20 protein-coding genes are annotated in these 22,251 nt (G+C 41.2%); 7 read left to right on the top strand and 13 right to left on the bottom strand.

Translation table 11 applies throughout. The annotated features are described in order from the left end of the window. The first annotated feature begins 8 nt into the window (after positions 1-8). Positions 9-2,792, top strand: coding sequence for a pyruvate, phosphate dikinase (gene ppdK, locus AOM43_RS09175; protein WP_059359965.1), 2,784 nt, complete (start codon positions 9-11; stop codon positions 2,790-2,792). A 4-nt stretch (positions 2,793-2,796) separates the two neighbouring features. Here the strand turns inward: ppdK and AOM43_RS09170 are convergent, their stop codons facing one another. Continuing rightward, positions 2,797-3,528, bottom strand: a complete 732-nt coding sequence (locus AOM43_RS09170) for a biotin--[acetyl-CoA-carboxylase] ligase (RefSeq protein ID WP_059359963.1) — start codon at positions 3,526-3,528, stop codon at positions 2,797-2,799. 92 nt (positions 3,529-3,620) lie between these two features. On the opposite strand from AOM43_RS09170, the gene AOM43_RS09165 reads away from it, so the two are divergent. The 3 genes from AOM43_RS09165 to AOM43_RS09155 all read left to right on the top strand — a co-directional run bounded on the left by AOM43_RS09165 (position 3,621) and on the right by AOM43_RS09155 (position 6,340). Beyond that, entirely contained in the window at positions 3,621-4,763 is a 1,143-nt protein-coding gene (locus AOM43_RS09165) for an FtsW/RodA/SpoVE family cell cycle protein (RefSeq protein ID WP_006341345.1), read from the top strand. Continuing rightward, positions 4,763-5,200: a hypothetical protein gene (locus AOM43_RS09160; protein WP_006341346.1), complete on the top strand. Its 438-nt coding sequence runs from the start codon at positions 4,763-4,765 to the stop codon at positions 5,198-5,200. The genes AOM43_RS09165 and AOM43_RS09160 overlap by 1 nt, the downstream gene beginning before the upstream one ends. 66 nt (positions 5,201-5,266) lie before the next feature. Beyond that, positions 5,267-6,340: a hypothetical protein gene (locus tag AOM43_RS09155; protein WP_059359961.1), complete on the top strand. Its 1,074-nt coding sequence runs from the start codon at positions 5,267-5,269 to the stop codon at positions 6,338-6,340. A 43-nt stretch (positions 6,341-6,383) separates the two neighbouring features. Here AOM43_RS09155 and rpsJ read toward each other — a convergent pair whose 3' ends face one another. The 10 genes from rpsJ to AOM43_RS09105 form a co-directional block, all read right to left on the bottom strand. Continuing rightward, the gene (rpsJ, locus tag AOM43_RS09150) at positions 6,384-6,719 is read right to left on the bottom strand and encodes a 30S ribosomal protein S10 (RefSeq protein ID WP_006341348.1); all 336 of its coding nucleotides are present in this window, start codon (positions 6,717-6,719) and stop codon (positions 6,384-6,386) included. Between the two features lie 12 nt (positions 6,720-6,731). Then, the gene (gene fusA / locus AOM43_RS09145) at positions 6,732-8,819 is read right to left on the bottom strand and encodes an elongation factor G (RefSeq protein WP_006341349.1); all 2,088 of its coding nucleotides are present in this window, start codon (positions 8,817-8,819) and stop codon (positions 6,732-6,734) included. Positions 8,820-8,833: 14 nt separating this feature from the next. Next, a complete protein-coding gene (gene rpsG, locus AOM43_RS09140; RefSeq protein ID WP_006341350.1) occupies positions 8,834-9,307 on the bottom strand; it encodes a 30S ribosomal protein S7 in 474 nt (157 codons plus the stop codon). A gap of 169 nt (positions 9,308-9,476) precedes the next feature. After that, complete coding sequence (gene rpsL, locus AOM43_RS09135) at positions 9,477-9,848, bottom strand: 30S ribosomal protein S12 (protein ID WP_013924496.1); 372 nt, start codon at positions 9,846-9,848, stop codon at positions 9,477-9,479. Positions 9,849-10,148: 300 nt separating this feature from the next. Next, entirely contained in the window at positions 10,149-11,444 is a 1,296-nt protein-coding gene (locus tag AOM43_RS09130; RefSeq protein ID WP_059359959.1) for an ankyrin repeat domain-containing protein, read from the bottom strand. Positions 11,445-11,767: 323 nt separating this feature from the next. After that, complete coding sequence (locus tag AOM43_RS13785; protein ID WP_006341354.1) at positions 11,768-12,469, bottom strand: hypothetical protein; 702 nt, start codon at positions 12,467-12,469, stop codon at positions 11,768-11,770. Between the two features lie 467 nt (positions 12,470-12,936). Continuing rightward, the gene (locus AOM43_RS13780; RefSeq protein ID WP_226987470.1) at positions 12,937-13,269 is read right to left on the bottom strand and encodes a hypothetical protein; all 333 of its coding nucleotides are present in this window, start codon (positions 13,267-13,269) and stop codon (positions 12,937-12,939) included. Positions 13,270-13,362: 93 nt separating this feature from the next. Further along, on the bottom strand, positions 13,363-13,911 hold the full coding sequence (locus tag AOM43_RS09115) for a hypothetical protein (RefSeq protein WP_226987469.1): 549 nt from the start codon (positions 13,909-13,911) through the stop codon (positions 13,363-13,365). Between the two features lie 16 nt (positions 13,912-13,927). Then, positions 13,928-15,340, bottom strand: coding sequence for an inorganic phosphate transporter (locus tag AOM43_RS09110; RefSeq protein WP_039376377.1), 1,413 nt, complete (start codon positions 15,338-15,340; stop codon positions 13,928-13,930). Next, on the bottom strand, positions 15,340-16,014 hold the full coding sequence (locus tag AOM43_RS09105) for a TIGR00153 family protein (protein WP_006341360.1): 675 nt from the start codon (positions 16,012-16,014) through the stop codon (positions 15,340-15,342). Before AOM43_RS09105 ends, AOM43_RS09110 begins: the two co-directional genes overlap by 1 nt. Positions 16,015-16,148: 134 nt before the next feature. Here AOM43_RS09105 and corA point away from each other — a divergent pair, with 134 nt between their 5' ends. Beyond that, on the top strand, positions 16,149-17,210 hold the full coding sequence (corA, locus tag AOM43_RS09100) for a magnesium/cobalt transporter CorA (RefSeq protein WP_006341361.1): 1,062 nt from the start codon (positions 16,149-16,151) through the stop codon (positions 17,208-17,210). 26 nt (positions 17,211-17,236) lie between these two features. After that, positions 17,237-18,115 (top strand): HIT domain-containing protein, encoded by an 879-nt coding sequence (locus AOM43_RS09095; protein WP_006341362.1) that lies wholly within the window; start codon positions 17,237-17,239, stop codon positions 18,113-18,115. A 38-nt stretch (positions 18,116-18,153) separates the two neighbouring features. Here the strand turns inward: AOM43_RS09095 and AOM43_RS09090 are convergent, their stop codons facing one another. Beyond that, on the bottom strand, positions 18,154-19,701 hold the full coding sequence (locus tag AOM43_RS09090) for a glycine--tRNA ligase (protein WP_006341363.1): 1,548 nt from the start codon (positions 19,699-19,701) through the stop codon (positions 18,154-18,156). Between the two features lie 184 nt (positions 19,702-19,885). On the opposite strand from AOM43_RS09090, the gene AOM43_RS09085 reads away from it, so the two are divergent. Further along, positions 19,886-20,323: an ester cyclase gene (locus AOM43_RS09085; protein WP_006341364.1), complete on the top strand. Its 438-nt coding sequence runs from the start codon at positions 19,886-19,888 to the stop codon at positions 20,321-20,323. Between the two features lie 37 nt (positions 20,324-20,360). On the opposite strand, the gene AOM43_RS09080 is transcribed toward AOM43_RS09085, so the two are convergent. Further along, positions 20,361-22,232, bottom strand: coding sequence for an acyl-CoA dehydrogenase family protein (locus AOM43_RS09080; protein WP_059359954.1), 1,872 nt, complete (start codon positions 22,230-22,232; stop codon positions 20,361-20,363). Between the last annotated feature and the right edge of the window lie 19 nt (positions 22,233-22,251).

The following is a 22,251-nucleotide window of genomic DNA, read 5'->3' as shown; positions in this document are numbered from 1 at the left end:
GTGTCGGAATGACTTCACCAACTTGGAGAACCGACCGCAATGCCCAAATGGCTTATGTTTTTCCATTTGGGGAGCACATCCCTTCTCCTCCCCTAGATAAAAATCTTCTGGGGGGAAAAGGGCATGGGCTAGCAGAAATGTGCGCACTTGCTCTTCCAGTTCCCTCTGGATTTATTATCACAACCGAAGCGTGCAATGTCTATCGTCGTAACCAAAAAAGCTTATCCAATGAAATTGTTGAACAAATTTTCCACGCCCTGCAGGTTTTAGAAAAAAACACAGGATCTCAATTCGGCAGCGAGAAAAATCCCTTACTCGTGTCAGTGCGTTCGGGTGCCCGAGTTTCTATGCCAGGCATGATGGATACAATTCTCAACCTGGGTTTAAACGATGCTTCGGTGGCAGGTTTTGCAGAGAAAATGGGTAACGCTAAATTTGCTTATGACAATTATCGCCGCTTTATTCAAATGTACGGGGAAGTGGTTGACGGAGTCAGCCGAAAACAGTTTGATCAAACATTTGAAGAGATCAAGCGGATAGAAAAAGTCTCCTCAAGCCAAGAACTCGAAGCAGACGGACTTAAAAGGACTTGCATCATTTTCAAGCAAATTTACGAAGACCATTGCGGCAAACCTTTTCCTCAAAATCCAAAAGAACAATTAATGCGCGCCATAGGAGCCGTTTTCAACAGCTGGGACAGCGAAAGAGCAGTGTTGTACAGGCACCTACATGGCTACCCGGATGATTGGGGAACAGCCGTGAATGTGCAACGAATGGTTTTCGGGAATAAAAATGAGCGCTCTGCCACCGGAGTTGGATTTACAAGAGATCCTGCGACTGGCGAAAATATGTTTTACGGAGAATTTCTGGTATCTGCACAAGGGGAAGATGTGGTCGCTGGAATCCGGACCCCCCACCCGATTAACGAATACCAAAGGCATGTTTTTCATTCTTCTCTTGAAAGCTTAGAAAAACTGATGCCCTCTGTCTATCAGCAACTTCTCTCGATCGTCAAAAAGCTCGAACAGCATTTTCACGATATGCAAGACATCGAGTTCACCATTGAAGATGGTCATCTTTACATGCTTCAAACACGTGCAGGAAAACGTACGGGTTTTGCAGCGATCCGTATCGCTGCAGAGATGCTGGATGAAGGTTTGATCGACGAAAAAACAGCTTTAAAACGTGTTCAACCTGAACAACTCACCCAAATTCTAACTCCCATCTTTGATTCCGAAGTCAAAAAAAGTGCCGAGCAATTTCTAGCAACTAAAGGGCTCAATGCAGGTCCTGGAGCGGCTTCTGGAAGTCTGGTTTTCACGTCGGAAAAAGCTGTAGAAATGAGAAGAAAAGGAATTCCCTGCATTCTTGCTCGAGAAGAAGCAAGTCCTGATGACTTTCCCGGTATGGTCGCTGCAGAGGGAATTTTAACGATTCGTGGGGGCAGCACCAGCCATGCAGCTGTAGTAGCAAGAGGGATGGGAAAACCTTGTGTCGTGGGATGCTCTTCTTTATTGTATAATGATGCTGCCAAAACACTTTCTGATGGCAAGCAAACTATCAAAGAAGGAGACCCTATCGCTATCGACGGCTTAACTGGTGAAGTTTTCTTCTGCCATCTTCCCACAAGCGCTTCAGAAATCGCACAGGTTCTTCTAGCCAAAACCAAAAAACCTGAAGATAGCCTTCTCTATCAACAATATGACAAATTGATGGAAATCGCCGATCGCTATAGCAAAATCAAAGTGCGAATGAATGCCGATACCCCCCAAGATAGTGAATATGGACGTCTCTTTGGAGCTGATGGAATCGGTCTTTGCCGCACTGAACATATGTTCATGGACCTCAATCGCTTAAATGATGTGCGTTGCATGTTTTTTAGCATCCATCCCGATGAGCGCAGATTGGCTATCGATCGATTACTTCCTCATCAGAAAAAGGATTTCATCGGAATTTTTCGGGCTATGCATGGACTTCCGGTTACCATTCGGCTGCTAGATCCTCCCCTACATGAATTCATGCCACACAATGAAGATGAGCTCGATACACTCGCTCACATCATGAAAATTTCACGCAACCGTCTGGTGGAAATTCGCAATTCCCTGAAAGAACTCAATCCAATGTTAGGACATCGAGGCTGTCGTTTAGGCATTTCCTATCCAGAGCTCACAGAAATGCAAACACGAGCGATCCTTGAAGCCGCTATAGAGGTCGCTACAGATGGCATGGTGGTATACCCAGAAATTATGGTCCCTCTTGTTGGAATTGAAAATGAACTGATTCATCAAAAGGCCTTAATTGATAAAATAGCTCACCGCGTTTTTTTGGAAACTGGAAAATCGATTCCTTATCTGGTTGGGACCATGATCGAATTGCCCAGAGCCTGCCTAATTGCCGATAAAATTGCTGAACACGCCGACTTCTTTAGCTTTGGGACAAACGATCTAACTCAAACAACATTTGGGATTAGTCGGGATGATAGCGCTAAATTTGTCCCTCTATATGTCAAAGGGGTAGTAAATCCACTTGAACCAACGGAAGTGTTTCAAATTCTTAAACATGACCCTTTTCAAAATCTCGATGAAGAAGGGGTGGGAGTGCTCATGCAAAAGGCTATTCACAAAGGAAGACACGTTAAGCCCGATCTTAAGTGTGGCATTTGTGGAGAGCATGGCGGAGATCCGCAATCAATCGCTTTATGCCAAAAAATGGGGCTGAACTACGTTTCTTGCTCTCCTTTTAGAGTTCCAGTTGCGCGTTTAGCGGCCGCACAAGCAAGCATTTCTGAGTGATAATTTAGAAAATTTCAGCCGAACTGACAACTCTTAGAGAGCCGTCTGAAAGGCGTACGAGTAAAAATCCGGCTTCCGTTATCGAATCGATAACACCTCTCCATTGGTCATTGCCTTGGGCTAAGGTCACCTCTCTTCCAATTAGCCCCTGAACTTCCTTCGCATACCTTTCAAAAAAAGGAGAAAATCCTTCTTTCAAAAATAAGGTATAATCTCTCAAAAATTTACCCTCTAAGGAATGCAACAGTATTTCTCGTTCGAATGGTCTTTTAGCTTCAACCATGAGCGAGGTCGCAGCTCGTTCAATCAACAAGAGGTCCTCTTCTGTCATGTTTACATTGATCCCAATACCCAAAATAACTAAAGAGTAGGAGTCCTCCACACAAGTTTCCATCAAAATACCTGCTACTTTTTGATCTCGAATCAACAAGTCATTCGGCCATTTGATGTTTACGACTAAGCCCTGCTCTTGGATAAGCTCTGCAATAAAAAGGGCACTAATTTGAGCCAGACAGTAACTAGAAACACGCAATGTATTCGGAATAAAAAAACAAAAAGTGGCGTAGATATTGCGAGAAGGTGGAGAAAACCACGTTCTCTGCAATCTTCCCCTGCCCGATGTTTGTGCATCGGCCGTGATCAAAGTCACGACTTCCCGATCAAATTGATTGCGGTGTTCTTTGGCCCAGGTATTTGTAGATGAAACAGTATTTAAATGGTGTCTGACAATTTTCATAACTCAAAAATCCTCTGCGATGTAGAATAGCATTATGCAACAAACAAACTCAATTAATTTAAAATTAGTCATTAAGCGACCGTAGAATAAAAATGGCGATATGGAACTACCATTATTTAGCGCGCATGGATTTTAGAATCATTCCCGTGATTCTAAGTTTAATGTTTGTCAGCATTTTGATTATTTCCTCCTATAGCTCCGCAGGGACTTCTGAGATTGTCGATGAATCCTTTTTTACCCCTGTCGTTGGAAATCAACTGCAACGCTTTTTGCTAGGCTGGGGTATTTATCTTTTTTTTGCTGGATTTGACTACAATAAATTACGTGAGTGGGCCTGGATTTTATACGCAACCATGCTTGTTGCACTCTTCGGGCTATTTTTTACAGATTCCATTCAACAAGTTCATCGCTGGTATCGTATTCCCATTATCCATGCCGCTTTTCAACCATCTGAAGGCGCTAAATTAATTGTTGTGATTGCCCTTAGCTGGTTTTTGGAAAGAAAGAGCCATCAATCTTCGACTTGGAATACAGCCTTTGGAGGCCTTTTAATTGTTGGCATTCCTTTTTTTCTTATCCTCAAACAACCAGATTTAGGAACCGCACTTGTTCTTTATCCCATTACGTTAGTGATGTTTTATTTTGGTAATATTCAGCCATGGGTCATCCGCTTAATGACCTGGGGTGGCGCCCTGATGTTATCCATTGTTGCCTTAATATTTTTGGAAATTGTGCCGCATGAATCCGTTAGATCGTATGCCACACTTGTGATGAAAGAATATCAATTTAACCGACTCGACCCACGCACCCACCACCAGCGAGCTTCAGCAACCGCCATTGCTCTGGGAGGGCTAACAGGAACGGGTTGGCGCAATAGCGACTACACGCGTGGAGGCTGGCTGCCTTTTCCCTATACAGACTCTGTTTTCCCCTCTTTTGGAGAAGAATTTGGTTTTTTTGGGTTAGTGGCCTTAATCGCCCTTTTTTATGCCCTCATTTATTTAAGTTTCCAAGCAACTGCTGTCGCAAAAGACCCTTTTGGTCGGCTTTTATCCGCTGGTATCACCGTCTACCTGGCAATTCACATTTTAATTAATATCGGAATGATGAGTGGTTTCTTACCGATCACAGGAGTTCCCTTAATCCTAGTTAGCTATGGAGGATCTTCGATTCTATCCACCATGGCGGCCCTGGGAATTTTACAGAGCATTTATAGTCGGAGGTTCATGTTTTAATGTTTCAACATCTTTTTATTTTTCAACCTGGTCTTTGGATTGGCGAAGGAAAACTCACGTTCAATACATCTTCAGAAACATTGCGATTTTTCACAAAATGGACAGTGTCTTCGCTCGTTCAAGATGAAATCCATACTTTTCAGCAAGTGGAAATGGAGAGCGTCACTGAGCAAATGCGTAACCACTTTCGTTTTTTTGATATCACCCCCACCTCTTTTTCTTTAGAGCTAGAAAACGAAACGATGGGAAAGGTATCTGGTATAGGGGTCATCGAGCAAAATAAAATTGCTTGGGAGTTTCGAAGTGATACCTTAGAAGGATTTGAAGTCTACATTTTCAATCCCGAACTGGAAGAGTACGCTTTGCATGCAGAATTTTCGTCTTCAGAAGACTTTAGAACCATTATTGATGGGAAAATTTGGAAAAAAACAACTTAAACATATTTTTATACAAATAAATCGCACAGCATGCTATCTACATTTTCTATCAACCAAGGATAGATTATGAGAAAAATATTACTAGCTTTACTGTTGTTACCCATACTTGCGTATGCAAACGATATCACTTTAATTTCTAAAGAGCTCTATACGTTCAACATTCATGATCTTCGCAACTTTCAAAGAGCTTTTGGGATCTTTTCTTTCATTGAAACGGGTACAGCTGGCGGTGAAACAACAGAATTAGCCGCCAAAACATTTCCTCAAGTACATAGCATCGAAATCTTCGAAAACAACTATCGAATCGCCAAGAAAAGATTAGATAAATATCCTAATGTGCGCCTGTATCTAGGCGATACCTGCGTCTTATTGAAAGATATGATTCAGTTGGCCCCTCAAAGACGCCTCTATTGGCTGGACGCCCACTGCTCCGGAGAAGGGACAGGTGGAATTCCTGGCTACAATCCAATTCCTACAGAATTAAATATTATTAAGGCCTACGGTTCTGCCGATGATGTAATCCTTATTGATGATATTCGAGGGATGTATTTTCCAGATCAAAGAGCCCTATTGCCTGTCAGGGAGATGTACGCACAGATTAAAGAAATGAATCCGCATCATGAATTCTACACAATTGGTGATATTGTTCTCATTTTTAACCGCAAGTTTTATCCTCACGTTGTCGTGTCAGATCTTGTCAAAGCTTGCTCAGCGTCTCTTTTGTTTGATCCAGAAAATCAAGCAGAGTCTTATTTACAAGATATCGTCGATAAAGAATTGTTTGGCATAGCTGCTAGTAAACCCTATTCTGCCGAAGGGGAAAAAATTGGAAAGCTTTATCAAAGATTCTACGCCTCTTCTGGCAAAAATGGTGGAGAGATTACTTATCTTTTATGGAAAGCTTTACAAGACTTAGGCAACCATTTTTATAATGAAGCTGCTCAACACTTTAAAACCTTACAACAAACACCTTTTGCACATTGGCGCATAGCTGCTTATCAAGTGCGAGCCTTGATCTTAGATCAACGGGTAGAAGAGGCCAGGGAAGTCTTTCAACAATCTGTACAACAAGCTTATGAAGATTATCCAGTTATTGTTAAACAAATTTTAAATGATGGGTGGATTGAATATCTGAAATAGATAAGAAAAAGGCTGTCTTCTGAGAGACAGCCTTAAAAAGGACTTAAGCTTTGATTTTAATATCAATACCAGCAGGCAATGTCAATGTCTTAAGAGCATCGATTGTTTTACCTGTTGGGTGTAGAATGTCAATCAATCTTTTGTGCGTACGAATCTCAAACTGTTCCCGTGATTTACGGTCAATGTTTGGAGAACGTAGCACTGTGAACTTCTCGCAACGTGTTGGAAGAGGGATTGGACCAGCCACTCCAGCTCCAGTACGTTTAGCAGTTTCCACAATGTCAGCTGTTGAACGATCCAACAAACGTTGGTCGTAACCTTTAAGCCGAATACGGATTTTTTGCTTAGATTGCTTAGTATGTTTTTCTTGTTTTGCCATATAGGATAAGCCTTACTTCTTAGTAATTTCTTCTTGGATTTTAGCTGGAACTTTCTCAAAGTGACTTGGTTCCATCGTATACGTTGCACGTCCGGAGGATAACGAACGCAATTGCGTTGAGTATCCGAACATTTCACTCAAAGGCACTTCAGCGCTTACGATGACAGATCCTTTGTGGTTCTCTTGTCCTAAAATCTTCCCGCGACGACGGTTCAAGTCTCCAATCACATCCCCTAAAGAAGCTTCAGGAGTTGTAACGTCTACTTTCATGATCGGTTCAAGGATAATTGGCTTACACTTACGTGCAGCATCTTTAATCGCCATGGAACCGCAGATTTTAAACGCCATCTCACTAGAGTCGACATCGTGATAAGATCCGAAAACAATCGCAACTTTTACGTCAACTAGGTTGTAACCAGCTAACACGCCCGTCGCAAGACCTTCGTTTACACCTGCAATAACAGCTGGGATGTATTCACGAGGAATCACACCGCCCACGATTTTGCTGACGACTTCGTTTCCTTTACCTTTTTCATTAGGCTGGACTTCAAGCTCAACGTGCGCGTACTGTCCACGACCACCGGACTGTTTCACAAACTTCGTTTGAGAAGCCCCTGGGATTGTGATCGTTTCTTTGTACGATACCTGTGGTTTACCAACGTTTGCTTCCACGCCAAATTCACGCTTCATACGGTCATGCAAGATCTCTAAGTGAAGCTCACCCATCCCTGCGATGATTGTTTGACCCGTTTCTTCGTTCGTTGTTACACGGAAAGTAGGATCTTCTTCTGATAGAGCGGAAAGCGCACCAGAAAGTTTTTCCCGATCTGCTTTTGACTTTGGCTCAATCGCCATTGAAATCACAGGCTCTGGGAATTCCATTTTTTCCAAGACGAAAGGACGTTCTGCTTCACAAAGAGTATCGCCTGTACTTGCTTTCTTAAGGCCAATGCAAGCTCCGATATCCCCTGTGTAAAACTCGTCTCTTTCTTCCCGCTTATTAGCGTGCATTTCAAGCAAACGAGAAATACGTTCTTTACTATCTTTTGTACTGTTGATCAGGTTCATCCCTTTAGTCAACATTCCGCTATAAATACGGATAAATGTTAAACGACCAACATAGGGGTCTGTCATGATCTTAAATGCAAGCGCAGAAAACGGGGCGTCATCTGATGGTTGCAACATGATCTCTTCATCCGTATTCAAATCATGTGCTTTAATTGCACCACGATCTAATGGAGAAGGCATCCAACTAACAACCGCATCTAGTAACTGCTGAATCCCTTTGTTTTTAAAAGCTGATCCGCAAAGAACTGGGTTGAATTTATTTGCACATACCCCTTTTCGGATTACAGCATTGATTTCATCAACAGTCAAAGCATCTGGATCTTCCAAAACTTTTGTCATGAATTCATCATCGCTGTCGTCAATTGTCGCCAATTCATCTAACAGTTCTGTACGCATCTGTTTGCATTTTTCCAAAAGATCTTCTGGAATGTCTGTTTCTTCCCACTGAGCACCGAGGGTTTCATCATGGAAAAAAAGAGCTCTCATGCTAACAAGATCAACCATCCCTTTAAAATCAGCTTCTGCACCGATTGGGCAGTGCACAGGGATTGCGTTTGCATGTAACTTTTCACGCATTGTGCGAACAGCATCTGCAAAGTCAGCTCCAACGCGGTCCATTTTGTTTACAAATGCGATACGTGGAACTCCATAGCGGTCAGCTTGACGCCATACAGTTTCAGATTGAGGTTCAACGCCAGATACGGAGCAGAATACAGCAACAGCGCCATCGAGAACACGGAGAGAACGTTCTACTTCGATTGTGAAGTCAACGTGTCCAGGGGTATCGATGATGTTGATTTTTGCATCTTTCCAAAATACAGTCGTGGCCGCAGAAGTAATGGTAATTCCACGCTCTTGCTCTTGTTCCATCCAGTCCATTGTCGCTGCACCTTCGTGCACTTCACCCATACGGTGTACGCGGCCTGAATAGTAGAGAATACGCTCTGTTGTTGTCGTTTTACCGGCATCAATGTGAGCCATAATCCCGATATTACGAATGTTCTTTAATTGGTTTTTTTCACCTCTTGCCATGCGTCATTCTCCTTTTACCATTTGTAATGAGCAAAGGCTTTGTTAGCTTCTGCCATACGGTGAGTGTCGTCTTTTTTCTTGATCGTGCTTCCTTGTTTGTTAAAGCAGTCTGTTAACTCTGCAACAAGCGCATCTTTCATTGAACGACCTGGTTTTTTTCTTGCATTATCAATAATCCAACCCATTGCCATCGAAGTACGACGGTGAGGCAAAATTTCGATTGGAACTTGATACGTTGCACCACCGATACGGCGGGATTTAACTTCGAGAGAAGGTTTTGCGTTTTCTAAAGCTTCTTCGAAAGCTTCTAATGGGCTTTCAAACTTCACTCTTTTAGAAAATTCATCCAACGCACCGTAGACAATTCTGCGTGCGCAAGATTTTTTTCCTTGCTCCATCACTTTGTTAATAAATTTTGCGAGTAGCACACTCCCGTAAAGGGGATCTGGTTCAATTTCTCGCTTTTCTGCGCGATGTCTTCTTGACATAATTTCCTCAATAAAATTGTGTTCTTAAAACAGGTATTATAAAGCCTGAATAGGAAAACCTCAACGAATTCACCTGGCTTGACAAATCTGTCAGCCTGTGCGTGATTTACGTTTTAACATTTAAAACACAAATCACGAACTAGGATACTCATTCAGGAGAATCCCAGTGTTACTTAGGACGTTTTGCCCCATACTTAGATCTTCCTTGCTTACGGTCTTTAACCGCCGCGCAGTCTAATGCTCCACGTACGATATGGTAGCGCACACCAGGTAAGTCTTTTACACGTCCGCCACGCACGAGAACAATGCTGTGCTCTTGGAGGTTGTGACCTTCACCACCGATGTAAGCGATAACTTCTTGACCTGTAGACAACCGAACCCAAGCTACTTTACGCAAAGCGGAGTTAGGTTTTTTTGGAGTCTTTGTCTTAACTTGCAGACATACACCACGTCTTTGTGGACATGCTTGCAGAGCAGGAGACTTACTACGTTTTGTCTTTGGTCGTCGTTCTTTTCGAACCAACTGGTTAATTGTCGGCATGTTTGCCTTCTCCTTATACTTTCCACACGATTTTCTTCATGTGATACGGTTTGATTTTGTTAAATTTAAAGATAACATTTAACGAAATAGTCCTCTGGAAATTTTAGATTTCCTTATGAAGACATGGAGTAAGTATAGAGGAAAGAAAGATTTTTGCAAAGAGAAGTTAAAGATAAAAAGCAGACAAGCCCAAAACGCAAACTTAAATTTAGAAATGCAGTGAATAACACCCTAACTTTTTAATAATAAAGGGAGAAATAGAAACCCGGCCATTCTTCTAACCGGGTTAAATCTGATCAATTAAACAGTTTGGGGAGTTAATAATGTGCGAATTTCTTCATCTCCATAAGATCCTAATTCATCATTATATAATTGAAGCGCTATCTTTCCAAAATTGTTGGTTTTGGAAGGATCCGCCCCATATTCGATCAAATCTTTAATAAACCTCGGTTTAGCTTTAATAGCCAGATGCAATATCGTATTTCCATTTTCATCTGTCGCTGAAAGTTCGCGGTTGATTTCTTCAGAACTTTTCCCATCAAAAAATTCTTCCAATGTGACAAGATTTAATAATGCCCCTTTTAGTCGTGTATTAATTCTCGCCGTTCCTTGTTTCATATTTTTTGGAGTCGATGCAGCAGGCTTGTTTTCAATAGAGCTTGCTTGGGGAAGCGCCTTTTTAACTCGTACTGATCCAGAACTGTTCAAACGAGCTCTTGCCTCATTAATAGCTGCCAAATCGATTGTAAGGTGCGGAACTTGCGCCCTCACTTTCTGCGCAACCGACGCTCTATTCCCAGTCCCCTTTTGCATTCTATTATTAGAATTAACATTTGGCAACGGCGCTGGCGGAGGCATTGGAGGAGCAGGAGGAACCGGTGGTAGCGGTGTTACTGTAGCAAAGTCAATAGGACTTCGCTTTCCTTCATGCCCCTCAGGAACAGATTCATAAGAAACCTCTTTTTGCTTCAGTTCAACTTGAGGGTCGCCATGACTATTTTTGGAAGAATCTTGCTCTGTCATATTATCATCAGATAATTTTTGCTCTACATTTTTGGGCTCTACATCCTGGGTATCTTCTTCCTCAGGCTCTTCTTTCTTTAACTTTTCTTCTCTATCTGCATTGTTTATCCTGAGTGAATCCAGATCTCTCACAATATCACTCGACACCCCTTGCTTATCACTTCCTATGGAATCCCCTTCAGGAATGATCGCATTAGCTTTATTATTTATTTCTATAACCTTTCCACCAATGCGTTGTTTTATCGTATCGAACTCACAACAAATTTTTGCATTCTTACTTTGCAGGGTTTTTTCTTTCAATTTTTCAACAAGTGCAACTAATTTATTTTTATATTCATCATCCAACTTATATTTCTTTTCTATCGCAACTTTTTGTAGAATTTTTGCGACTTCAGATTCTTTTGTCGACGCCAGTCGCATTCCAAAGAAACGCAAAAGATTATGCAAAAAATGAAAGCGAATTTTGATTCGTTCATTTTTTAATTCTAACCGCGTTGTTAAATACACCGGTTTATTTTCCAGAATTAGAGCGGCGTACGCATCATTTATTTTTGTCTGAACTCTTGCGATCATAATCCCTCTTAACTAAGACATGTCATTGATTTGAAATTAATAAAAATCGTAAAAATCGAATAGTTATTTGCAATCCCTAAGGCAAACATCTACTATACACGTGATGAGCTTAAACATCGTCTACAGAATTCATTTCGTGATAAAAAATCATCCTCTTTTCTCAAAGAATAACAAGAAAAAGTTTATTCCTAGTTATAGATGAAATTTTTAACGGAAGTTTAAATTAATTTATTTACCAGAAAACCACAAGGTAGCATTAAACAAAAAAAATCTGATAAAGACAACCAAATCTTAATCTCTAAATAAAAAAATCAATAGAATTACTAAATAAAATCGAAGGGAGTGAATAAAGGCTGCTCAACATCTTCTTTTACTAGCACAAATTGACTAGAAGCATCCAGAATGAACTGAATCGTCTTTCTCGCTTCTCTTAGAACCGCATACTTTCCGTCAGAAAGCTGCATAGGATAGATCTTATTTAAATGTTGGGTAAAATGTGCAAATGCTTTTTTAGCCTTTGCCGTCTGGTGGTCCCAAACGCCAGGAAAAAGCTCTACAGGATTGTTCCCGTTTGCCAAGTATTCTTCAACCTTGGTTCTACGTACTTTTTCGAGAAACTCTTCAAATCTAGCTAGCCCCTGGGAAGAAATCTCATGAAATTGCGCATCAGCCTCCTCTTCAATCCGCACGATGAGCGCAAGAGCTCTCTCAGTTCCAGCCAAAGCATAAACAGAAATTAAAACAGAAACCACAACCCCTTTGAAAAAGCAAGCTTCCAGCTCTCCCCTTTCATGCATTTCATCAGAAAAAATGCCGATAATGTTGATGGCAATCACATTTATCCCACTGATAAGTGATTCACCACTTCCAATCAGGACAATCACACCTATTCTGAATCGAATAAAAACTTCACTTACGAAATTTGTCTGCTGCTCTTTTTTAGCGAATTCGTGCCCCTCTACCATTCCTAGTAGCAACGTTCGCGTTAAAGAAGGCTGCAAAAAAGGTTGAAGGTACAAAGGCATTATGCACAACCAATTTAATGATTAAAAACAGGAATCACCGCAATTTTGGTTGATATCGGAATTTCGTCATAATAAGCTGAAAATGCCATAGCAATCCTGTGCAGAATTTGATCCACTCAGCCAATCTCGCAACAGCTCGGTACCGACGCTTTTTCCAATCAACCTCTCACAAAATCGCATAATGTAGGCATTCTTTGTTTTTTATCAAATGCAATCATCTTTTTTTTACAAGATTACAGAGCGAGCAATGCCTGCGCCTTTGTTTCAAATTTAATGTGCGCAAATTGACTAGATGCATCCAGAATGAACAGAAGCTTTTCTTAAAATGGAACACTTTTCGTCAGAAAGCCGCATAGGGTAGATCTTATTTAGATGTGGGGTAAAATGTGCACATGTTTTTTGGCCTTTGCCGTCTGGAGATCCCACACGCCAATTTTTTCTGTGCTAGGTATTCTTCAATCCTGGCTCTACGTACTTTTTCGAGAAAATCTTAAATCTAGCCGGATCCTGGGAAGAAATCTCATGAAATTGTACATCGCCTTTCCTCCAATCCGCATGATGAGCATAAAGGCTCTTACAGTTCTAGCCAAAGCATAAACAGAAACCACAACTCCTTTGAAAAAGCAAGCTTCAAGCTCTCCTCTTTCAAGCATTTCATCAGAAAAAATGCCAATCATGTTGATGGCTATGATATTTATCTCCTTGATAAGTGATTCCCCTCTTCCAATCAGGACAATTACACCTATTCTGAACCTAACAAAAACTTCACTTACAAATTTGTCCGCAGCTCTCTTTAGCAAATTTGCGCCCCTATACCATTCTTAATAGCAACACTCTCGTTAAAGAAGACTGCAAAACAGGGTGAAGGAACAGGGGCATTATGCACCAACGATTTAGTGATTAAAAACAGGAACCGCCGCAATTTTGGTTGATATCGGAATTTCGTAATAATAAGCTGAAAATGTCAATGCAACCACATGCAGAACTTGATCTTGCCCTGCCACTCTAGCAATAGCTTGATATTCGCGTTTTCCCCAATCATCTCTCACAAAATCGTATAATGTAGGCATTCTTTGTTTTTTATCAAATGTGATCATCTTTTCTTCACCTGGCTGTAATACTGGTAAAGAAACCTCCTCTGTTTCGAATAAAGAGGCAGATGATAGATGTTGAAGAGAAGGAGGGAATCGATAGTAGACTTGCAGAGTTCCCGGTTGGCTCGCTTGGTTTCCTTCGTTCTTAACTTTTACACTAAAAGCCACTTCTATACCGGCCTGAATTTGCCCCTCTCGCATTTGTTCTGGTGGATTGTCAACAGTCGCAACAGGCTTTATGGAAACTTCCCCTTTCAGGAGAGCTTTAGAGGTATTTGTTTCATGCGCAATTCCAAGAGATGCCAGCCACAAACATAGACAAATTAAAGGGATAATTTTTTTGTTCACAATTCCTCGTACGATTTTAACCAAAAATTCCTGCTATCAAATAAAATACAGCCACAGCCACAGCAGCTCCGGCTGGAACTGTCACGACCCACGAAATGACAATCTCACGCATTGTTCCAAGATCTAAAGCTTCTATTCCGCGCGCAAGACCAACGCCTATGACAGCCCCCACTAGAGTATGTGTTGTCGAAATAGGCAATCCTAAACGCGATGCTAGTAAAATTGTCGTTGCAGCACCAAATTCGGCCGCAAAGCCTCGGGTTGGAGTGAGTTCCGTAATTTTTTTTCCAATTGTCTCAATCACACGCCATCCCCAAGTCGCTAATCCTGCCACAATCCCAACCCCACCCAGAGCTAAAGCCCAAGCTGGCACAGGTGCTTCAAAAGGAATTTCTCCCGTTAGCAAAATGGATGCGGAAGCGGATAAAGGACCAATAGCATTCGCAACATCATTCGCACCATGGGCAAAAGCCATCAAGCAAGCGCTGATAATCTGTAAATATCCAAAAATTTTTTCCACACCACTATATTCGGAATGCGCATCATCATGTGGCTCACTTTGTTTGTGAATCATCCCATCGATTTCTTCAACGACATTCTCTAAATGAAATTGTAATTCTCCACAAGATGCAGACTGCACACGCTCCAGGCATTTTTTGGCTTTTTCCATTTCTTTTATTTGCTCAAGGTTGATTTGAGCAACCGACCGGATCTGCACTTCGGTAGGAAATAAGCGCTTAAGACATAACCAACTGATGAATGCTCCAATTCCCCCCGCAACCAAGCTCATAAAAAGGCCCTGCAGAGGAGAGAGATTTAAATTTTTCAATCCTGAAGGAATCATGATCAAAAAGAGGATCAAAATGAGAAGAAAAACCAGTAGCGGCGTCCACTTTTTAGCGGCCTTCAATGGGCAAGAGGAATAAAAAATCTGTTTGCGAAGCAAACTAAAAACACCATAAGAGATTAATCCACCTAGCAGAGGTGATACAATCCAGCTCGAAACAATTGAAAAAACATTCGACCAATAAACAGCTTCGATCCCCCCTACAACAACACCGAATCCAATCAAAGCCCCAATAATGGAGTGGGTGGTAGAGACCGGCCATCCAAAATAAGAAGCCACTTGTAACCAGGCTCCCGCTGCAATCAAGGAAGAAAGCATCCCATAGACTAATATACGGGAATCATGCGCGAAAATTTCCGGATCCACAATCCCTGTTTGAATCGTGGACGATACATGGGATCCAAAAAAGAAAGCCCCTGAAAACTCCAAAACAGCAGCAATAATCACAGCTTGTTTTAAAGTTAAAGCGCCTGATCCTACAGAAGTCCCCATAGCATTGGCAACATCATTTGCCCCAATATTCCAAGACATGTAAAAACCAGCCACAAGGACTAGAATTAACAAGATAATTTCAATTGACATTATTTTAATTCCAAAGTTGTCCTAACTCGATGAGCTAGATTTTCAGACAAGTTGGCAATTTCTCCTAAAGAGTAGAAAATACGTTGCCAAAGATAGAATGTTCCATAGGAAATCTCTTGATCCATTTGAAACAATCCTTTAAGGAGCTTTCTTTGAATAAGATCTGCCTCATGTTCTTTGAAAGAAACTTCATCGACCATCCTGCGTACTTTTTCAGCCTCTATTCCGCCGAAAGAGGATTCTAATAATTCGTGAAGTTCTTGAATAATATGACGGGCACCCTCAAAAGTTTCTAAATTTTTATCCAAAAACTCTTGAAAATGATTTTCCAAAGGAGCCAGAAAAGTAATCTCTTTTAAAGTGGCTAACACAGCAATATCTTCAGCTTTATCCGCTATGCTATCTTGTATCGTTAAAATTTGCAGAAGATTTCCTCTGTCAATGGGCAAAAAAAGACTTTTAGGAAGATGATTTCGTATGTCATTTTTTGCAATATCTGCCTGATGCTCAAATTCGCAGGTTCTCTCGGCAATTTGTTCTACCGCCTGATAATCGCGGTCTTTGATCGCTTGAAATAAATCTTTCAATAAATAAACACAGGAAGCCACCTTGCCCATATGAGATTCTAATAGAGCAAAAGGAGAACGTCCAAAAAGATTAAGAATTGTCAACATCGTGTGATCTCTCTGCAAAAAACTGCTTATTGAATACATGATATGCGAGTTTCTGTAAACCCAAACTTTCTAGCATATTCAAAAAAACAATAAACATTATAAATTAAAATAAACAGTCAATTAGGACAAAATTCATGTTCAAGACCCTCAAGAAAAGTGCAAAAAGAGCTGGCCTTCCGCCTGGCGCTTTGGTAAATACCGATAGTACACCCTCTACAGCTTGTATCTCTCTCATTCAATATGATAGCCATACTTTTGAAGAACACCAAAATCTTTCACCAGAAGCGAGTGTTCAACAATTAAATCAAGATCTATCCAATTGGATCCATGTGCAAAACAGCCACGATACGCATGCCATCAGTTTTTTGGGAGAACATTTTCATATTCACCCTCTTGCACAAGAAGATATTTTAATATCAGGACAAAGATCTAAACTAGATGACTACAAAGATTTTTTATTTATTGTGATCCGGATGCTTCGTTACCAGGAAACAACAGACTCCATCGAAGATGAGCAAGTAAGCTTAGTGTTAGGTCCGAATTTTTTGCTTTCGTTTGTAGAAGCAGACCAAGATGTTTTTGATCCCGTTCGACAGCGCCTTAGAAAAGAATCTAGCCGTATCCGCACACTGGGGATCGACTACTTATGCTATGCCCTGATCGACTGCATTGTCGATAACTACTTTTTAATCTTAGAAAAGATAGATGAAAAGCTCGACAAGCTTGAAGAAGAGGTTATAAAAGCCTCAAAAACAGTCACCATAACACGTTTGCAAAAATCCAAACGAGACATGATTATGTTACGCAAATCGATTTGGCCCTTAAGAGAGGTCATTAATCAATTTCGCAAAAGCGAGACACCCCTTGTCTCTGAAAGTACAAAACTTTATCTACATGACGTCTATGATCATACCATCCAAACAATAGATACTATTGAAAGCTTTCGAGATATCGCCTCCAGTATGCTTGAAATTTATATTTCAACTTTAAGTCAAAAGTTGAATGAAATCATGAAAGTTCTTACTGTTGTTTCCACCATTTTTGTTCCTCTGACCTTTATCGCCAGTATTTTTGGAATGAATTTTAAGCATATGCCAGAACTCGAGTGGAAATGGAGCTATCCGCTCACCCTATTCGTCATGGCTTGCCTTGCCTGTGGCATGATGGTCTACTTTAGACGAAAAAAATGGATTTAACACATTTATTCATACATTGGTCAAACATGAATCTCATTTATCAATATAATCATTTAAAAATTGCGATTGAATCAAAACCTATAGGCGGCTATCGAGGCAAAGTCGGCACTTTAACCGTTTCTCACGCCAATTACCTTGTTTTTACAGAATGGAGTAAAGAGGATTTAACTAATCTTGCTGCGATTACACAAAAAATTTTACAAATACACGAAAAAGAGCATATTTCGAACTCGTTGATTTTTGGAAGACAACGCGCGATCACATTTGTCCCCTACCCCCGTTGTAATTGGTACGAAAAGGTTCAAGGGGCATACCACGCTATTTTTGGAAGCTCAATATTAAAACAAAATCAAATCGATCAAATCAGTCAGTTTTATCGAACCGCTTTTAAGAATATGGATTTCGAGAGTGACATTGAAAGCCTGCCGACTTTAGAAAAGCCACTCAAAAAGCCCGCAGATCCTTTTTGTAAGGATGTTGTCTTGAGCAAGCAACGCATCGCGACCGTTTCTAAAGAAGGAGAGAACTACGAGATTTTACATGATAATCGCCCCAAAGGAAGATTAAAAAAAGATCCGCATATTTTAATTATTCCTTCAGCCGAAAGTGGTCACGTGGATGGCTCAAAAGTGCCGTTAAAAAGACGTATCCACATGCTCGAGCTTGTGCAAAAAACGATGCAAATTTTTGAAAAAGAAAAGTTCAAAGATTGTCTATATTTAGAGAGGAATGGGAAAAAGCTCCAGAGTGTCCCACATAAACACAGTCACATTATCGGCATCCAATTTCCGAAAAATAGGTGGGAGAGAATCCGAGCTTTTTTAAGACTTCTTCTTCCTTCAGCGTTATCTAAACCCGAACTGAAAAAGCGAATTGATCTTTATAAGCCCCATTTTGTGGCATAACGTCAGCAGGTTGCATTGCGCAACCTGCTTTTTTGAACTTAAATATGATCTGTGAGAAATTGTTTCACTTGATCTAAGCCAATTCTTTCTTGCTGAAGTGTATCCCGATAACGCACTGTTACAGTTTGGTCTTGCAGGGTCTGCGTGTCTACAGTAAAGCAGTAAGGTGTTCCCACTTCGTCCATACGCGCATACCGCTTTCCAATATTTTGCTTCACATCGAGCTGGATAGGCCATTTTTTGCGCAAATCTGTAAATAATTGTCTAGCAATTTCAGGCATTCCATCTTTGTCAACTAATGGGAAAATAGCGGCTTTGATCGGTGCCATTCTTGGATGAAATTTCATCACCACCCCACTTGGTCGATTTGGATCGTCATGATAGGCTTCACAAAGCAGTGCCAACGCTCCGCGATCAGCTCCTGCAGAAGGCTCAATCACATGAGGGAAATAACGCTCATTCTTCTCTTGGTCATAATACTTGAGGCGATCGCCTTGACCTGAATGTTCTGCATGCTGTCTTAAATCATAATCTGTACGGTGCGCAATTCCTTCTAATTCCCCAAAATCGGGATCCGTAAAAGGAAACTTATATTCGATATCGCTACTTCCTGCCCCTTCTTTCGCATAGTGAGCCAGCTCTTCGAGAGTTTGTGCTCGTAACCGCAGATTTTCAGAGGAAATCCCAATGGACTGCCACCACTCATACCGTTTCTTTCTCCAGTATTGGTACCAATCAGCCGCGTCTTTGGGTGGAACAAAAAATTCGATTTCCATCTGCTCAAATTCACGTGAACGAAATGTGAAATTGCGGGGTGTCACCTCGTTGCGAAATGCTTTCCCAATCTGAGCGATACCAAACGGCATTTTAACGCGCGAAGTATCTAAAACGTTGCGGAAATTAACAAAGATACCTTGTGCAGTCTCTGGACGCAAATAAGCAATAGCAGAGGGGTCTTCAATTGCACCAATCATTGTTTTAAACATCAGATTAAATAGACGAGGTTCTGTCAATGTCCCTGGTTGATCGGTATCGGGACCAATCATGATTCTTTGGATATCACTTGGCAGCTCTGTATAGGGAAAAAGCTCTGTGGGAGGAATCCATTCTCTTTTGTCTTTTTTTAGAATTTTCTCTGCGCGTTTCTTCCAGACATTTTCGACATCTTCAGCATCCACAACCGCTAACCAGCCTAGAGAATGTCTTTCAGTTTGGTCTACCACAACCAATTCTGCACATTTAAGATGGTCTGCACGATAGCGATTCTTTGTTTCACGGCAATCCACCATCGGATCGCTAAACCCACCAACGTGTCCTGAGGCAATCCACGCCTTAGGATTCATGATAATTGAGGAGTCTAATCCAACCATCTCGACAAACTTTCCATCAATCCCCATATCAGGACACAATACGTTGTCGTACCACCAAGCTTCTTTGAGATTGCGTTTTAGCTCGACACCTAATGGACCGTAATCCCAAAATCCATTAATCCCTCCGTAAATTTCAGAAGATTGAAAAATAAATCCTCTTCGCTTACATAAAGCGACCAATTTGTCCATTTTGCTAGAAACTTTGACTTCTGACATAGAGAAACTCTTTTTTTTGAAATTCATGCATTGGATTAATCTCTTTGGCAAGAGATAATTAAGGTAAGATTATAATTACCGGCCGGATCTTTGAAAAGCACAATTCTACCATTTGACAAAAAAGTAAAGTTCCCTTAAGCAGAAATAAATCATTAAAATTATTTTTTAAACAGGAATCTATTCGATGAATCATCAATCCAATATTTCTCTAGTCCGGAAGCTTTATGAAGAAATTTACACAAAAGGCAATACGGCCTTGTGTGACCAACTCTTTGCAAACGATGTGCGCTTAATTGATCCCGCCATGCCGAACTTTAGAGGGGGAATTGAAGCAATGAAAGAAAGAGAAAATACTTATCGAACCGCCTTTCCGAACAAAGTAGCTCGTCTCGACGATATTTTTGCAGCCGAAGATAAGGTTGTGGTGAGATGGACAATTCAGGGCACCCATTCGGGTCATTTACAAGACATCCCTGCTACAGGAAAAAATATTAAAGTGACAGGCATCAGTATCTTTCATATTGTTAACGGAAAAATTGCCGACATTGCACAATCATGGGATCGCTTAAGCCTTTTAGAACAAATAGGAGCAATTGCCATGACTTCAGCATTGCATAACTAGCCCCAAGGCCATAAAGGCCTTGGGGCTTTGCCATCGCCTATTTAAAGAGTGTATCGAGATCCACAACCCCTTTTTCTAACCACTTGTAATCTCGTTCAACAACACGCTTAGCAATCTTATTTGTCTGCGCATCATTATTATCGGTTAAAGCCGCAAAGTTCTCTTCAATACGTCGCTTAGCTTCCACACAGAAATAATCGGCCAAATCGATGGCGGATTCTTGTTTTTCTTTTTCTGATTTTAGAATCGCAAAAGAACAGGTGGCGGCCATCACAAACAAATCGGTACCAATTTCCACTAACCGCCCTAATAGCATTTGTTTATGCTCGAGCTTTTTCTTATATTTCCCCATATAATAGAAAACGGTTCTAGCTAATCTCGGAGCCGTTTTTTCAATGAATTGGTAATGTTTTTCTAAAGCCCCAAGCTCTTTGTAAGACGCTGTTTTCCAGGGTTTAAAGAGCTGTTTTAAATACCACCAGCTGTAATGCCCAATTAATTTTGGCACCTGCAGAAAAAGCTGCGAAACGGGTATTTTGCCCTTTAATAGAAATCCTAATTTTTGAAGATGGGAATCCATCGCTTCTCGAGCAAGGAACAGCTTCATGATTTCGGTTGAACCTTCCAGGATGGTATTAATTCGGCAATCACGCAAAACTCTTTCTACGGGGTATGGAAGTTCCCCTCGAGCTTTTAATGAGCTTGCTTTTTCATAACCCCGCCCACCACGCAGCTGCAAGGTTAAATCGGCAATTTTCCAAAGGGCTTCCGTGCAGAATAGCTTTGACATGGCAGCTTCAATGCGAATATCCACATTCCCCTGATCGGCCCAGTTACTAGTCAACCAACACACAGCTTCCATTGCAAAAGTTGTGGAGGCGATGTACGCAACTTTTTGACGACCTTCTTCATGCAAAGCAATCGGCATGCCCCATTGCACACGATGAGTCCCCCACTCGCGTGCTATGTAGAGACATTGTTTAGCAGCTCCTGTACATGCTGCAGGAAGTGTTAGACGCCCTACATTAATAGTTGCAAGAGCCATGGCAAGTCCACGCCCTTCTTCTCCAAGACGATCTCCAACAGGAATTTTTACATCTTTGAATCGTAATAATCCATTGTAAATTCCCCCTAAACCCATAAAATTACAACGATGCACCACTTCGACTCCCGGAGTATTCATCTCCAAAATAAATGCGCTGATTTGCTGCTTTTCTTTGCCATTCACAATTTTAGGAGCTGTCTTGGCTATCACAATGATGATATCGGCTATAGTTCCGTTCGTACACCACAGCTTGTCCCCATTTAAAATGTAGTGGCTTCCGTCTTCCGATAACCTAGCTTCAGCGACCATTCTAGCGGGGTCGGATCCGACTTCTGGTTCTGTTAAAGCAAAAGCTGATATCGATCCTTTTCTAAACCTGGGGAAAAACCGTTTCTTTTGCTCTTCTGTGCCGTATAAGCGCAAAGGCTGAGGAACACCAATAGACTGATGAGCCGAAATCAGCACAGCCGTTGATCCACAGTAGGATGCAACTTTCATGACGGTCCGATTATAATTGGTATTGGAAAAACCTAATCCGTCATATTGCTTGGGGATTTTCATGGCAAAAACACCAAGCTTAGCCATTTCTGCAATCACCTCTTTAGGAATTTCCCGTGTTTCATCGACTTTGTCAGGATCAAGCTGCGTGGTTAAAAGAGCCATGAGCTGGTCTGCAAAGGCATCCCCTATTTTTTGATCTTCGGGATCTTGCTCAGGAAACGGAAATAATAAACGCCAGTCAAAATTTCCCGTAAATAGCTGAGCACCAAAGCTTGGCTGTTTACCTCCTTCAGTACGTGCCTCTTCAGCAACTTCCATTGCCTGATCGTGCGTCGTTTTAGTTGGTTCTAATTGAGTCCCCATTTCTCTCTCCTTACATTCT

This window comes from Parachlamydia acanthamoebae (genome assembly GCF_000875975.1).
Lineage (GTDB): Bacteria > Chlamydiota > Chlamydiia > Chlamydiales > Parachlamydiaceae > Parachlamydia > Parachlamydia acanthamoebae.
The sequence above is the reverse complement of the archived record's forward strand: the minus strand, read 5'-3'. Positions and strand labels throughout refer to the sequence as shown.

Bases quoted from the DNA above. Each gene is read 5' to 3' on its own strand.
- ppdK (WP_059359965.1), top strand. From the start codon at position 9: ATGACTTCACCAACTTGGAGAACCGACCGCAATGCCCAAATGGCTTAT.
- AOM43_RS09170 (WP_059359963.1), bottom strand. From the start codon at position 3,528: ATGAAAATTGTCAGACACCATTTAAATACTGTTTCATCTACAAATACC.
- AOM43_RS09165 (WP_006341345.1), top strand. From the start codon at position 3,621: ATGGCGATATGGAACTACCATTATTTAGCGCGCATGGATTTTAGAATC.
- AOM43_RS09160 (WP_006341346.1), top strand. From the start codon at position 4,763: ATGTTTCAACATCTTTTTATTTTTCAACCTGGTCTTTGGATTGGCGAA.
- AOM43_RS09155 (WP_059359961.1), top strand. From the start codon at position 5,267: ATGAGAAAAATATTACTAGCTTTACTGTTGTTACCCATACTTGCGTAT.
- rpsJ (WP_006341348.1), bottom strand. From the start codon at position 6,719: ATGGCAAAACAAGAAAAACATACTAAGCAATCTAAGCAAAAAATCCGT.
- fusA (WP_006341349.1), bottom strand. From the start codon at position 8,819: ATGGCAAGAGGTGAAAAAAACCAATTAAAGAACATTCGTAATATCGGG.
- rpsG (WP_006341350.1), bottom strand. From the start codon at position 9,307: ATGTCAAGAAGACATCGCGCAGAAAAGCGAGAAATTGAACCAGATCCC.
- rpsL (WP_013924496.1), bottom strand. From the start codon at position 9,848: ATGCCGACAATTAACCAGTTGGTTCGAAAAGAACGACGACCAAAGACA.
- AOM43_RS09130 (WP_059359959.1), bottom strand. From the start codon at position 11,444: ATGATCGCAAGAGTTCAGACAAAAATAAATGATGCGTACGCCGCTCTA.
- AOM43_RS13785 (WP_006341354.1), bottom strand. From the start codon at position 12,469: ATGCCTTTGTACCTTCAACCTTTTTTGCAGCCTTCTTTAACGCGAACG.
- AOM43_RS09110 (WP_039376377.1), bottom strand. From the start codon at position 15,340: ATGTCAATTGAAATTATCTTGTTAATTCTAGTCCTTGTGGCTGGTTTT.
- AOM43_RS09105 (WP_006341360.1), bottom strand. From the start codon at position 16,014: ATGTTGACAATTCTTAATCTTTTTGGACGTTCTCCTTTTGCTCTATTA.
- corA (WP_006341361.1), top strand. From the start codon at position 16,149: ATGTTCAAGACCCTCAAGAAAAGTGCAAAAAGAGCTGGCCTTCCGCCT.
- AOM43_RS09095 (WP_006341362.1), top strand. From the start codon at position 17,237: ATGAATCTCATTTATCAATATAATCATTTAAAAATTGCGATTGAATCA.
- AOM43_RS09090 (WP_006341363.1), bottom strand. From the start codon at position 19,701: ATGTCAGAAGTCAAAGTTTCTAGCAAAATGGACAAATTGGTCGCTTTA.
- AOM43_RS09085 (WP_006341364.1), top strand. From the start codon at position 19,886: ATGAATCATCAATCCAATATTTCTCTAGTCCGGAAGCTTTATGAAGAA.
- AOM43_RS09080 (WP_059359954.1), bottom strand. From the start codon at position 22,232: ATGGGGACTCAATTAGAACCAACTAAAACGACGCACGATCAGGCAATG.